At 66.1% G+C, this 13472-nt stretch carries 12 protein-coding genes; 9 read left to right on the top strand and 3 right to left on the bottom strand.

Annotated elements, in window-relative coordinates; all coding sequences use genetic code 11:
• Nucleotides 1-110: 110 nt before the first annotated feature.
• Both AB1285_RS15675 and AB1285_RS15670 read left to right on the top strand, forming a co-directional pair.
• A complete protein-coding gene (locus AB1285_RS15675; protein ID WP_370428243.1) occupies nucleotides 111-1004 on the top strand; it encodes a hypothetical protein in 894 nt (297 codons plus the stop codon).
• A gap of 28 nt (nucleotides 1005-1032) precedes the next feature.
• Nucleotides 1033-1260 (top strand): RNA-binding S4 domain-containing protein, encoded by a 228-nt coding sequence (locus AB1285_RS15670; protein WP_187662734.1) that lies wholly within the window; start codon nucleotides 1033-1035, stop codon nucleotides 1258-1260.
• On the opposite strand, the gene AB1285_RS15665 is transcribed toward AB1285_RS15670, so the two are convergent.
• Nucleotides 1200-2189 (bottom strand): DMT family transporter, encoded by a 990-nt coding sequence (locus AB1285_RS15665; RefSeq protein WP_187662735.1) that lies wholly within the window; start codon nucleotides 2187-2189, stop codon nucleotides 1200-1202. The genes AB1285_RS15670 and AB1285_RS15665 overlap by 61 nt on opposite strands.
• Before the next feature lie 32 nt (nucleotides 2190-2221).
• Here AB1285_RS15665 and AB1285_RS15660 point away from each other — a divergent pair, with 32 nt between their 5' ends.
• Nucleotides 2222-2827, top strand: a complete 606-nt coding sequence (locus tag AB1285_RS15660; RefSeq protein ID WP_370428242.1) for a TetR/AcrR family transcriptional regulator — start codon at nucleotides 2222-2224, stop codon at nucleotides 2825-2827.
• On the opposite strand, the gene AB1285_RS15655 is transcribed toward AB1285_RS15660, so the two are convergent.
• Complete coding sequence (locus AB1285_RS15655) at nucleotides 2824-3300, bottom strand: hypothetical protein (RefSeq protein WP_370428241.1); 477 nt, start codon at nucleotides 3298-3300, stop codon at nucleotides 2824-2826. The two genes, AB1285_RS15660 and AB1285_RS15655, sit on opposite strands and share 4 nt — an antisense overlap.
• Before the next feature lie 91 nt (nucleotides 3301-3391).
• Between AB1285_RS15655 and AB1285_RS15650 the strand changes: the two genes are divergently transcribed.
• Both AB1285_RS15650 and AB1285_RS15645 read left to right on the top strand, forming a co-directional pair.
• Nucleotides 3392-4024 (top strand): transcriptional regulator, encoded by a 633-nt coding sequence (locus AB1285_RS15650; protein WP_370428240.1) that lies wholly within the window; start codon nucleotides 3392-3394, stop codon nucleotides 4022-4024.
• Between the two features lie 506 nt (nucleotides 4025-4530).
• Complete coding sequence (locus AB1285_RS15645; protein WP_370428239.1) at nucleotides 4531-5535, top strand: pentapeptide repeat-containing protein; 1005 nt, start codon at nucleotides 4531-4533, stop codon at nucleotides 5533-5535.
• A 24-nt stretch (nucleotides 5536-5559) separates the two neighbouring features.
• On the opposite strand, the gene AB1285_RS15640 is transcribed toward AB1285_RS15645, so the two are convergent.
• Nucleotides 5560-5856: a hypothetical protein gene (locus AB1285_RS15640; protein WP_370428238.1), complete on the bottom strand. Its 297-nt coding sequence runs from the start codon at nucleotides 5854-5856 to the stop codon at nucleotides 5560-5562.
• 768 nt (nucleotides 5857-6624) lie between these two features.
• Between AB1285_RS15640 and AB1285_RS15635 the strand changes: the two genes are divergently transcribed.
• From AB1285_RS15635 to AB1285_RS15620, 4 genes are all read left to right on the top strand, one after another.
• Nucleotides 6625-8316 (top strand): hypothetical protein, encoded by a 1692-nt coding sequence (locus tag AB1285_RS15635; protein ID WP_370428237.1) that lies wholly within the window; start codon nucleotides 6625-6627, stop codon nucleotides 8314-8316.
• A 350-nt stretch (nucleotides 8317-8666) separates the two neighbouring features.
• Nucleotides 8667-10064 (top strand): 3'-5' exonuclease, encoded by a 1398-nt coding sequence (locus AB1285_RS15630; RefSeq protein WP_370428236.1) that lies wholly within the window; start codon nucleotides 8667-8669, stop codon nucleotides 10062-10064.
• Nucleotides 10061-10717 (top strand): DarT ssDNA thymidine ADP-ribosyltransferase family protein, encoded by a 657-nt coding sequence (locus AB1285_RS15625; protein WP_370428235.1) that lies wholly within the window; start codon nucleotides 10061-10063, stop codon nucleotides 10715-10717. The genes AB1285_RS15630 and AB1285_RS15625 overlap by 4 nt, the downstream gene beginning before the upstream one ends.
• Before the next feature lie 138 nt (nucleotides 10718-10855).
• Nucleotides 10856-12433, top strand: coding sequence for an ADP-ribosylglycohydrolase family protein (locus AB1285_RS15620; protein WP_370428234.1), 1578 nt, complete (start codon nucleotides 10856-10858; stop codon nucleotides 12431-12433).
• The last annotated feature ends 1039 nt before the right edge of the window (nucleotides 12434-13472 follow it).

The raw sequence follows: 13472 nt of genomic DNA, 5'->3' as shown, positions 1-13472 counted from the left end.
GAGCGGCGTGTCGTCACCGAGCTCCGAAGTCGTGCCCGGAATATCGGTTCCTGAACGGGGCTTCAGGAGGCTTCAGGGTGGCTTCAGCGGCGTCGGGAGACCATCGAGACATGAACGACAAGACTCCTGCTTCCGACCAGAACCCCACGCCGGACGAGAACCACGCCTCCGGACCGGACTCGGCATCCGCCGCCCCGCACGCGGGCCAGGACCACACCGCCGGACAGGGCTCCCCCGCCCGCCCCGGCACGAACGCCGACGACCCGACGGTGCCGGTCGCGCCGACCACCGATCCTGCCGCGACCCCGAACGGCGCACCGGAGGCACCGGCCGCCGCAGCGACCCCCACCAAGCCCGGACGCAAGCGCGCGCTCCTCATCGGCGGCGGGATCGCGGCCGCGGTGCTGCTCGCCGGCGGAGGCGTGGCAGTAGGTGCCGCGATCGGCGACGAGTTCGGTGACGACGACGACCGTCCCGCCATGGAGGGCCCCCGACACGAGGGTGACCACGGCCCGCGCGGAGACCACCGCGGCGACGACGACGCGCGCCCGAGCGGACACCGGGGCGACCGCGGTCCGGTGACCGGCATCGGCACCGACGACGTCGACGAGCTCGTCGCGATCGCCGCCGCCGCCCAGGACGCCGCGGAGGGCGAGGTCACCTCGATCGACGCGAAGCGCGACGGGACGTGGGAGGTGCAGCTCACCACGTCCGCTGGGGACGAGACCGAGGTGCGCGTCGACGACGAGCTCGCCGCGACCGTGGTGTCGACAGACGCTGCGGACGGCGACGACCAGGGTCCGACTCTCACGCTCGACGAGGAGACCATCCGCACGCTCGTCGATGCCGCTCTCGCCGAGGCCGAGGGGATGATCACCGACCTCGACGTGGACTCCGACGACGTGAGCCCCTACGACGCCTCCGTCCTGACGACGGACAACCGCTCGATCGACATCTCCTTCGATGCCTCGTTCGCGGTCGTGGGCACCGACATCGACGAGTGACGGTCGGCCCGACGGCTAGCATGCAAGGATGACGAACTCCGATCCGATCGACGAGGTCTCCATCGGCGGCGAGGTCATCCGCCTCGGACAGTTCCTCAAGTTCGCGGGCCTGCTCGATTCGGGCGGCGACGCGAAGGAGGTCATCATCGACGGCTACGTCACCGTGAACGGCGACGTGGACCGGCGCCGCGGGCGTCAGCTCCGCGACGGCGATGTGGTGACCTTCGAGGGCCGGGCGGTGCGCGTCCGGCCCTGACTCGGCACCGCGGAGCCGTCCTCCTCCTGGCCCCGATTCCGCGCCTCGCTCACGAGCACGGCGGTCACCCCGGCCCCGCACAGCGCGAACCCGCCGAGCGTGATCGCGGTGAGGGGCTCGCCGAGCAGCAGCGCCCCGCCGATCGCGGTCGCCGGGGCGACGAGGAAGAGCAGGGCCTGCAGCGCGGTGATGCCGACCCGGCGCAGCAGCCACCAGTACAGTCCGTAGGCGCCGAGCGTAGGGAAGACCGCGGTCAGGACCACGGCGATCCAGAACGACGGTCGAGCCGGCGGCACGAGTGCCCCGGCGAGCGCGCCGATGACGAGGAGCAGCACGGCGGTCACGCTCACGTGGATGGTCAGGGTCAGCAGCACCCCCGTGCGCACGGCCGTCCGCCGCTGCACCAGCGTGCCGATCACGAGGCAGACCATCGCCGTCGCCGGAAGCAGGTAGGCGACGAGCGGCGCGCGGCCGGCGCCGAACTGCGACTGGACGACGAGCAGCACCCCCACCGCCCCGATCACCAGCCCCGCGACCTGAGCGCCGCGTACGCGGAGGCCCAGCACCGGACCGACCAGCACGGCGACGAGCAGCGGCTGGACGGCATCGATCAGCGCGACGGTGCCGGTGGCGATGCCTGCGGCGACGGCGGCGTACACAGCGGCGCAGTATCCGAACTGGGCGAGCGATCCGACGAGCGCCTGGACGCCGAGTTCGCGACCGGTCATCCCCCTCGCCGCACCGGACACCGCGACGAGGACCACGAGCACGACGGCGAGCGGCGTGAACCGCCAGACCAGGAGCGTCAGCGGGTCGACGTCCGTGGTGGCGACCGCGGGGATGAGGAATCCCGAGCTCCACGTGAGGACGAAAGCCACCGCGGCACCGACGGTGAGGAGGCGCCCGAGTATACCGATCTGTTTACTCATCCGCCCACTATACAGGTTGGTATACTCGGCGCATGTCGATCCCCGTCCCGGAACTCCCCCCATTGACCCCGGGAGCACGCCGTGTGCTCGATGCCGCCTCCGACCTCTTCTACGAGCGCGGCATCCACGCCATCGGAGTCGACACCATCGCCGCGGCCGCCGGCGTCACGAAGAAGACGCTGTACGACCGCTTCGGATCGAAGGAAGCGCTCGTCGTGTCGTACCTGCAGCACCGGGACGCCCGCTGGCGCGATCACGTCGCGGCCCACCTCACGCGGGTGCCGGAGCCGGGGCCTGCCCGTGTGCTCGCGATCTTCGACGCAGCCCTAGCCTGGGTGCCGGACAACAGCACCAAGGGATGCAGCGCCATCAACGCGCGTGCCGAGATCGACGGCCCCGGGGATGCCCCGCTGGTGCTCGCCGAGGCCCGCCGCGAGAAGGAGTGGCTGCTCGCGGTCTTCGCAGAGCTCTGCGATGAGGCGGGCTTCCGCGATCCGGAACGTCTCGCGGCGACGCTCATGCTCCTCTATGAAGGGGCCATCGTCACCGTCGGCATGGGGACCTTCGCCGAACCGTTCGTCACCGCTCGCGACAGCGCGCGGCGGATCCTGGAGTCCACACCGTCCGACGCGTCCTAGACGTCGGTCGTCGGCAAGGACGCGCGCGGCGGCAGCACAGCGCGCACCGTGACCACGAGAAGGGCCACGAGCAGCACGACCATCGTCACGTCCGCGACGATGTAGGCGTAGTGCGCGCCGTCGGTTCCCGGAGCCTCCTGCCCTGCGATGACGAGATCGCTGCGCCGATTGAGGATCGGGCGGATGACGATCACCTCGACGAGGAACACCAGCCACAGCCCGCCGAGCAGCAGCGCCGAGGGACGTCCGGCCCTGGCGCGGATGCTGACCGCGGTCAACATGAGGAGCACCGCTCCCGCGAGGACATTGAGGGCGGTGAAGACGAGGCGACCGATGCCGAGCCCCAGCGGGATCGTGATTCCGGGAGCCAGGAACTTCAACGGCGCCTCCAGGAATGAGATCGCGACGATCGCCCCGAGCAGGAATGCGGGCAGGAGCAGGCGCAGCGCAGTCACCGTGCGTCCACCCGTCATGGCCTCAGGGTAACCGCACCGGTCGCCGCCGTCGCCAGGCCTGGCCGTGGAAATCGACCCCTCATCCGGCATTCGGGGGATAATGGGTAACATGCCACGTCCTACCGACGCCTACCGCGGGCTCATGCAGAGCAGTCGGCTGCGGGTTCTCGCCGCTTTGATGGACTCTCCCGGAATCGGGCTCGCCGAGCTCTCCCTCCGGATGGGCCTCCACGTGAACACCCTGCGCGACCACCTTCGCGTGCTCGAAGGCGAGGGCCTCGCCCGGTCCGAGGTGGAGCACACCGGTCGTCGCGGACGGCCGCGGCTGCGCTTCTCCCCCGTGTTGCCGAGCGAGCCGAATGAGATCGAGGAGCGGCGGGTCAAGGAGGCGATCCGTCACGGCGACCTCATGCGCGCGGTGCTCCCGGCGACGCGATCCGGGCTCCCGGAGGCCGCGACACATCAGCTCGATGCGCTGTTCCACCACCTCGACGACGTGGGCCTACAGCCGGACATCGACGAGAAGGCGATGACCGTCGACCTCTCCCCCTGCCGCTTCCACACGCTGCTGACCGATGACCAGACCGTGGTCTGCCGGGTGCACGAGGAACTCATGAAGTCGGTGCTGGCGAGAGCGGGCGGCCCCGTGGAGATCGAACGCGTGATCCCGTTCACCAGTGCGCACTCCTGCCACGTCCGGCTCAGCCTCCGCGAGGAGTCGGCGTCCGACGTGGGACGCTGACGCCGCGGCTCAGTGTAGGGTCTCCTTCCAGTTGGCGCGCTGCGCACCCGTTCCAGAGCAAGTGGCAGTGACTTCTTCGCGAGAAGTCCACAACAGATGGCGAATCCCTGCGCTGCTGCCGCAGGTCCACAGCGCCTGCGATCGAGCGTACGATTCCGGCGCGCAGGTCATCACTGCACGATTGGCAGCGATGGCGACGAGGGTTCGCACCTCATCGCCGGTTACGCCGCCAAGCCCTCCCAGACCTCGCGCGTCTCGGCGACCGTGCAAGATGCGAACGGCGTACCGCTTGGCTGAATCAACTTCCACATCATGAGCTCCGTGAAGGTGCCCTCCGCGCGAGCGTGTTTCAGCTGCTCCAACCGCCCGGCCCGGGCCACCCCCCGCAGCCCTGTTTCGCGCCCTGATCGGGTCCGCGCGGTCTCCCCGCTCTTGACGTCGCGATCTAGGCAGTGACCAACGGCAGGTGGCACTGGTCTGGTTGGTCTCGTGGGACGATGACGGGCATGACTGACCTGAGCCCGGCGGGCTGCAAGCGTTCTCGTGCACCCCGTTGGCGCGCCACGGCGTTGCTATTCCTTCTTACCTCTGTGGTCGCGGGAATTATCTGTGCCGTGATGTGGCTTCCAGCGGTGATCGTCGGTGCGGATCTTCCCTCGACCACAGCAACGGGGGCCACACCGCTACCGGAGGCCGAACGCCTCGCTGCGATCTCCTCCGTACGCCAGCATCTTCTGTGGGCCGCCGGCGGCTTGATCGCGATCGTCACCCTCATCTTTACGTGGCGCCGCGATCGCATCGCCCGGGTCGGAGCCGACCTCGAACGGGATGCGAATTCCACGTCACGCTATACCGAAGCGATCACGCAACTGGGGTCTGTAGAACGGTCGATACGCCTTGGGGGGATCTATGCGCTCGAGCGGATCGCGTTCGACTCGATGCGTGATCATCAGACCATCCTCGACGTTCTCGCTGCTTACATTCGCGGAAACTCTCCGCGGCAAGAAGGCGAGCCCACGCCGCTGTCTGAGGACGTGAACGCTGCGGTCTCGGTGATCGGGAGGCTAACTCGTCTACGGCGTGGTGAGCGTTCGATCGATCTCGCACGAACACAGCTACATGAGACAGACCTGCGGGGAGCGATTCTGGTCGCTGCCGACCTCTCTGGGGCAGATCTCAGGGGAGCGACTCTGGTGGGCGCCAACCTGTACGGAGCGGACCTACAACGTGCGAGCCTTATCAACGCGAACCTCCGCCTGGCGGATCTCTCCGCCTCCAGACTGGAAGGAGCGGATCTGAGCTCCGCAGATCTGTCCAATGCGTCTCTCCGCGGCGCGCGCATGCCGATGGTGGTGGCACGGCAGGTGAGCCTCTCGAACGACGATCTTCGAAAGACTGACCTCTCGCGCTCGAACCTGAAGGGCGCAAACCTGACTGGTGCTGGTCTGAGCGAAACCGACCTGTCGACGTTTGATACATCGGACGTCGACCTGGACGTCGCGAAGTACTGACGCCCGTCACCAGACCGCCCGCCGTCACTGACTCAGCCAGGGCATCTCGTGCTCGCCGTCGCGCTTGAATGCGATGGCACTCCGGAGGACGTTGATGAAGTCGCGGAAGTCGGCGAAGTAGTTCGAGTGTGCGCCCTTGAAACCGTCGACGTCGTCGATTGTGACGAGTTCTTCGGGTACGCATGCGCCCGTCGCCAGGCTCCCGCCACGGCTAGCGAGGCCGTCCCATCGGTCGATCGACGTCGGGATTGCGGAGCACCTTCCCTGCTCGGAGAACTCTCTTCTTCGATCTTTTCGAAGCCCCCGGGTGCGCGAGCTCATCTATGCGCCCGTCCATCCATCTGATAGCACTCAACCGGCCATCCTCGGCTGTAGTTCGACGTCATTCGCGTCCTCTTCGCGAGCAAGTGGGATCAGTCTGATCCCCCGCACGCACGCAGCGCACCGCGACGAGCGCGTGGCGGGGTCGCGCGGGGAACGATGGCGGCGGGGCTTTCGCGGGGAGGCTCGGAAAGTGGCAGAGCCCGACCGGTAGCGAGGGATCAACCCGTTGCCCGAGCGCCACCTCGAGGAACCCAGCTTCGGCGTGCGTTTGTGCGTTGTGCTGAGATACTTACTCCGTGCTCCTAGCTCCTATCGACGAGATCGGCGAGGCTGGCGCGTCAGTCAGTGGGCAGCACCGTTGCTTCATCACAAACCCCACGTCCGGGCATGCGGGATTCATTGTCCCCACCGACAAGGCGCGGTTTCTCGCACAGAAGTTCACTCACATACAGGGCTATCCCTCTGCGAGGGGGCTGGTCGAAGCGGAGCACCCCGCCCGATGGGAACGAACGGGTGCAGAGCTCCTCAGCCCCGTCACGCCCATCAGTCACACGCTCCGGGCGGGGCAACGGGACGGTGATGGGGTTGATCCGTCGGCACGGCAAGGACTGAAGGCCACTGCCGAACGAGCGACACAGATCACAGACACCGCGCGGGTGACGCCCCGTGCGTGACCGGGCGACGCCGAGCGAAGGTCTAGGCGATCGGGAGAAGTACCGTCAACGACGCCGGCGTGGAGCGTCGCCTCGAAGCCGCAACGTCGACGTGTCCGACACGATCAACGACGTGTTCGATCTAGTGCCCGCCATCGGCGACGGCACGCGCTGGTACGACCCCCCGTACCGGCTGCTCATGTGGCTCTCCAGCGGCTGGCGACGCAAAGTGCAGCCTCAGTTCCTGCGTACGCTATTGAACAAGGGTGTGAACTACCTCCTCCCGTTCAACCAACACGATCGCGACTTCGCCTGGCCTCGCGACGATCGTGCGCACGGTATTCAAATCCCACCCAGTGAACATGTGAACGTCGCGGGCCTCTGGCTCGTCGAACTGTTCCCACCGGCTGATCTACCTGCGCTTGAACGGGGCCTGGCACGCAACGGTTGGGACAAGCCGCGACTATTCGCCGCACGGGATAAGGGGAACCGCGAGACGCTCGCGGGCGCCAGGGCAGGCAACGGGAGTACGTGGTGGCATGTGGCATCCCTCATTCGCAAAGGCTCCACATGGTGGGGCCCGGACGCGATCCGCAGCGAGTTACCAGCGTCCTTCGAGACCGTCGAACTCCGAGCAATACAGGTCGGCGATGGCTTGACCGCCCTGGTCTGCGCATTCAACCTCACCGATGCGGCCGCGAAGTCGCTCGACGAGGCCTGGCATACTCCGCATGAGCCGTTCATGCGATACCGCCCAGGCTCGAGACCCAGAAGCTTCGACCGACACTGGGGTACCTTCTGGAAGGTGCAGTCAGTGCGCCGCGCAATTCATGACGAAGCGCGCAGCTGGCTGACCGGACGCCTACCTGGGTTCTTCGGTCGACGCGGAGAGCCACAACCATCCCTGGACATGCTTCTTCTCGACCAGCTGGATCCGACGAGGCCCGAGCCGCACAACATCTCGCGAGAGAAGTCGCTCGCCCGCAGCGACGCCCTCCGCGCCCTCGCCGTCGATTCCCGACCGGTGTACCACCTAACCTCCGACGACATGCCCAAGTTGCTTCTGGATCCGGTGAGCCCGTCAATGCACCAGGCAATGGGCGAGGCCCCGGCGTGGGCGCTCTGGGGCAAGAGAGATGCTGTCGTGGAGGCTCTGGGCGAAGACGAACTGGCTGGGTACTCCGGAGATGTGAACAGAGCGATCGCTCATCGTCTTGGCGAGAACATGTACAACCTGTTCGTGATGATGGGAGTGTCAAGGCTCCTAGCAATTGCCGCTCGGGAGCAGGCCGCCGTTCGCGACAGTGCAGCCAACCTGCACGGGAAGTTCCGCCCCAAGGCTCTCCGCGCGCTGCGACAAAGCTTCCTCACTCTGAGCCTGGACCTGTCGAGTCTGCATCGAGACGTGAAGCGCTTCTGGGAGAGAGACTGGCGGTGGGAAGGAGAGGCGAGGTTCGTGTACACCCTCGCGCCGATGCATAGGCGCGCGGATGCGAAAGCAGGACGCAAGGTCGAGGAACCCATCGACTACAACGAAGCTCTGCAGGACAAGCACGAGTCGACATTCGCGAACCTGATTGAATCAGACCGCGACCTTCGCGAAATTCTCTCCACAGTGGCGTCGCTGGGCGCGTCGGCGGACAGCTTCAAGCTGGGGCGCCTGGCCCTATGGGTGGCGATCGTCTCGCTCGTCATCGCAGTCGGCACCATCCTCGTCACAGAGGTCGGAACCACAAGCATCCTCGGGTGGATACTCGCGATCGTCCAGAACTGGATCAACCCTGGGCCCGCGGCACCGGTGTAGCTGACACGGTCGCCCTGTCTGCTGGGCACTGCAACTCACGGCCGGATCTAGGCCCGACGGCATCGGACGAGACAGCAATAGCGAGCTCCACGCGCGCCGCGCGAGAGAGCGAATGCGCTGCTGGCGCGAGCGGTAAGACGTTCCAGCGTCCCCCGCCCGAGAAGCAGCGCCCATGCAGTGGTTAGAACGAGAAGACCGACCGACCCGATGGCCCATGCCCTGACCGCATTCTCGGTGGCGAGCGTGTCGCCGCGACCTTGACGCTGAGGCCGACGGTTCTATATGTGTGTGGTTCACTAGTGTCATTACGGCGTGATCAAGGGTGACGCGGACTACAGCCGGGGGTATGCGTGAAGATTCTGAAGAGCGTGACGCTCTCACCGGAACAGTTGGAGCTAGTCAAAGAGAAGCCCTCTGGAGTGCTCGTGATTCGGGGGTCGGCGGGCAGTGGAAAGACGACGACTGCATTGATGCGCTTGCGACAACTCTCTCGTAGTCGCCTCGCACGGCGCACTCGATTGGAGCATACTGACCCCGTCCGCGTCCTCGTCCTGACGTATAACAAGACGCTGAAGGGGTACGTAGAGGCGTTGGCGGCCGAGCAGGTCACGACGGACCGAAATCTCACCCTCACGGTCGCGACCTTCGCCAAGTGGGCCAAGACTCTCGTCGGCAGTTCCGTCAACGTCGATGCTGATCACGCGGAGCAGCTGTTGAGAAGGCTTGCGCGCGACTTCTCCGCGAACCCAGATTTCATCTGCGATGAAGTGAAGTATCTTCTGGGCCGATTTGCTCCGGGCGACCTGGAGTCCTACCTCACCACTCGTCGACAAGGCCGAGGAGCGTCTCCACGTATGGAGGAAGCCGCCCGGCGCCGACTGCTCGATGAGGTTGTGTACCCCTACGTGAGGCAGAAGGCAGCCAAAAAGATCGGAGACTGGCGGGACCTGGAGACGGCCGCAGCCACCGCCCATCCGAACCTGAAATGGGATGTCGTCGTCATTGACGAGACCCAGGACTTCACGGCGAATATGGTACGGGCGGTCCTCGCTCACACCAACGACGAAACCTCCACGACCTTCATCATCGACGCCGTGCAGCAGATCTATAAGCACGGCTTCGCTTGGTCCGACGTCGGCCTCAGGAACCCTCGCGTGCGGTCGCTGAAGAAGAACCATCGCAATACGCGTCAGATAGCCGCATTTGCGCGGCCCCTAGTCGATGGCCTCACGGTCAGTTCTGACGGGATGCTGCCCGACCTGGACGCCGCTACCCGCGAGGGCCCCAAGCCCATCATTCTCTCCGGCCGTTTTCGCGGCCAGCTGCGATGGGTCCTCGATAACATCATCCGCAAAGTGGATCTGGCCAACGAGTCCGTCGCGTTCCTGCACGCGCTCGGCGGCGGGTGGAACAGTGAACTGCTTGCGCGTCTCGATGCGGAGAGCGTCCCCTACGTCGACCTGCAGCGTGCAGACCATTGGCCCGCAGGAGACGAGGCTGTCGCTGTGTCCACCCTGCACTCCGCGAAGGGACTCGAGTTCGACCACGTTGTCATCCTGGGCCTCAACGCCGAAGTCACCCCCCACGGCGCCGCCGCCGACGACACCGACCTCGACGGGTTGCGACGCCTACTCGCTATGGGCATTGGACGAGCACAACAGACCGTCACCATCGGCTACAAGCCGACCGAAGCCTCAACGCTCGTGTCCTACTTCGCCGCCGACACCTACACGAAGATCTCCGTATGACTGCGCGCCCCTCGGATCTAGCCCGCGAACGCGGTGTCACCGAGCTGCTCCACTTCACCACCAGCAACGGCCTCATCGGCATCCTCCACAAGGGGATGGTTCTCAGCCGCGGGCTCCTCGAAGTCGACGACTACCTCGAGAACATCAAGATCCTGAACTCTCCCGACCGATCCCGTGACATCGCCTGGGTCAACTGGGTGAACCTGTCCGTCAGCCAAGTGAATTCCGCGTTCCTCGGGCACTCCAAAGGGTGGCACGTGGACGACGACATCTGGTGGGCATGCCTGTCCTTCGACGTCAGTCTCCTCGACCACGACGACGTCTACTTCTGCACCGGCAACAACGCATACACCGCTACAACCCGTGGGCAGGGTGTCGCTGGCTTCGAAGCTCTCTTCGCGCCCCGCGTCATCTGGGGCATGTACAACACCCCCAAGAATCGTCCCGCTGACCATCCCCCACACTTGCCCACAGATGAACAGGCCGAAGTGCTCTATCCCGGAGGGATCGACCTGTCCTACCTGCGCGCGGTCTATGTCCCAGAGCCAGATCACCTCGACGAAGTCGCTGGGATCGTCGAGGTCACAGGCACCCCTGACCGCATCGATCTCACTGGACTCTCCGTCTCCGTCGCAGCCGGGATCTTCCAATGATCACCCCGCCGCTCTCCGTCTCACCCCGAACGTCCCCCACACCCAGTAGCGTTCGGTATGGAGGTACTGCACATGGCTGAATCGCGGCCGCGCCCAGCGAGCAACGCGCGAGAATATGAGCGACGAGTCACCTCGTCGATGCTATGGGCTGCCTGGGCAGACGCCGTCGGATTCATCTCCGAGCTGACCGACGAATCCGGACTTCGTCACCGCACCCACGGGAACGAGCTGGACGGGACCCTTGACTGGCGGCGTCGCATCGGCGGCAAGTACGGAGTGCACGCTGACCTCCCCGCCGGCACCTACTCCGACGACACACAGCTGCGACTGGCAACCGCCCGTTGCATCTCCAGTTCCGGCTTCGATGTCGAAGCTTTCGCGCGCATCGAACTTCCTGTGTGGCCCGCCTACGCTCTCGGCGGTGGACGAGCGTCCCGTGCCGCCGCGACCAGCATGACGAAGGCCAACGCCACCTGGTACGCCAACTTCTACGACGGGTGGACGACGGCCGGCGGTAACGGCGCCGCAATGCGCATCCAGCCTCATGTATGGGCCGACGGGTTCCACGACACATACATCTCCGCCGTCATCCGTGACGCCACCGTCACCCACGGGCATCCTCGCGCGCTACTGGGCGCCGTCCTGCACGCCATCGCCCTCTCTTACAGCCTTCGAGAATCGACCACCCCGACCCCCCGCACATGGATCGACCTGCTTGCTGCCGCCCGCCGCGCAGTCCGGTTCTTCCGACAAGACACCGACCTCTGGACAATCTGGGTCCCCGCATGGGAGCACCACGAACAACGCTCCTTCGACGACGCCTGGAATCAAGCAGCCGACGAATGCGACGCACTCCTCGACATCGCTGGCCGGTTCGTCGCCCACACCCCCCCGACGTCCGACACCTACCAGACCCTTGTTGACCAGATGGGGCTCCGCGATCCGAAGACACTCGGCAGCGGCACGGGCACCGTCATCGCAGCACTCGCCCTCGCCGCCGCGTTCCCCACCGACCCGAGAGCGGCGACCCTCCTCGCCGCGCACACCCTCGGCACAGACACCGACACGATCGCGACGATGGCCGCCGCACTGATCGCTGCCGCCCACCCACAACCACTCCCCAGCCCCGTACAAGACGAGGTCTACCTGCGCGCCACCGCCGCACGGCTGGCCGCTGTCGCACTCGGCGAACATGTGCGCCCCTTCGCTCACCCCGACATTCTTCGCTGGAAGCCGCCCACGTCCCAACTCGATACCGTCGGACTCGCAGACGGCACCCCCGCGATCAGCGGGCTGGGATGGATCGATCACACCCGCCAGGTCTACCCCTCCCGCGACAGTGTGTGGAGCTGGGTGCACAGTTCCTTCGGCGCCAGCTTCCTCATCAAACATCGCAACGAACTCCGCGAACTTCCCACCGGAAACTGGCCGATCCCGCAGACAGAACTGTCCGACGCTGCGTCGCGGCCCGTCGCAGCCCAGCCCGTCCCCCTCGATCTTTTCCCCGTCTCCACCGTCATCCCCGATGCAGACAGCGACGAGGACGTGCGCCACACCGGTGTAACGGACGACCTCGACGAGATCCGCAGTCTGAGACGAGATGCCCGCGACGACGATACCCTTGGGCGCCTCGTCCGAGAGGCGGCGCTACGGGGAAACCGCGACGAGCTCGCCCTCCTCATCGGGGCGATATGGTCTCACTACTCCGCGCCATAAGCAGAAGCCAACCTACGAGTTCACCGATGCCCGGGAGCTCGAGTTAGGTCACCCGCTACGCCCCGCAACACAGCCGAAGCATCGGCAGTCGCGTTCTGCAACGACGCACGAATCCCGCCCAAGACCCCGACGCCTGCCACGATCTCCCCCGGTGCTGCGTGCACAACGAGCGACTCAAGGAACGTCGACTCTCCAACACCGAAGTCTCGCGCGGCCGCGAACACACCGAACATGGCAGCGATCGCGGATCGGTCCACGTCGCGTCCATACTCCGGCGCACTCATGAGACTGATGTGGCGCACGCCGGCCCACAGACGCACACATCGCCGCGCCCGCGGTCATGACCGTTCTACCGTCTGGAGCCGCTAGCGTTCCGGGCGTGCGACGGGCACAGCGCCACGGACCACAGCGCCACCGTGTGGACCGTTGCCGGCGCCCCACACTCTTCACACGTCCAAGCACTTTCTCGCTCGGCCGCATCGACGGCGGCAGTGAAGACCGGATCGAAGCCGGCCGGGTCCTCGGTCGGGCGAGCGCAGAACGACAGCACCGCGAACTTCGACTTCACCTGCGCGACGACGCACGTCGGAGCGATACTCGCCAGCGTGCCATCCAGAGTGACTAGGAGCGAACACCACCCCGGTCCGACCTCGAGCACTGCTGGCCACGGGTCCTCGAACCGGGTGAGCAGGCCGCTGAGTTCCGGCGGATGGACCTCACTCACACAGTTCTTCTCACTTCCATCAGATACCACCGGTCACCCTCCAACGTGACCGGGACGGGCACTCTCGCCCCGGCAAGCGCTCGGGCCACGTCACGCCCCCGTGCGGAGATCAGCCACCACTGATTGTCCGCACCAGTCGAGCGCTCCCGTCGTGGACCACCTCGTGCAGACCCTCGACGGTGTGATGTGCCGGGAGCTCCACACGCAGCTGTCCGCTCAGGTCCCGGAGGCGTTCACGAGCGAGCGCCTTCTCGACCAGGGCCAGATGGTCAAGGTCGCCCTCTCGCACCCCGGCACCGCGCTCCCAGACCCATA

The organism is Microbacterium sp. NRRL B-14842 (assembly GCF_050470785.1).
Note: the sequence above shows the minus strand (reverse complement) of the source record. Positions and strands in the feature narration are given on the sequence as shown.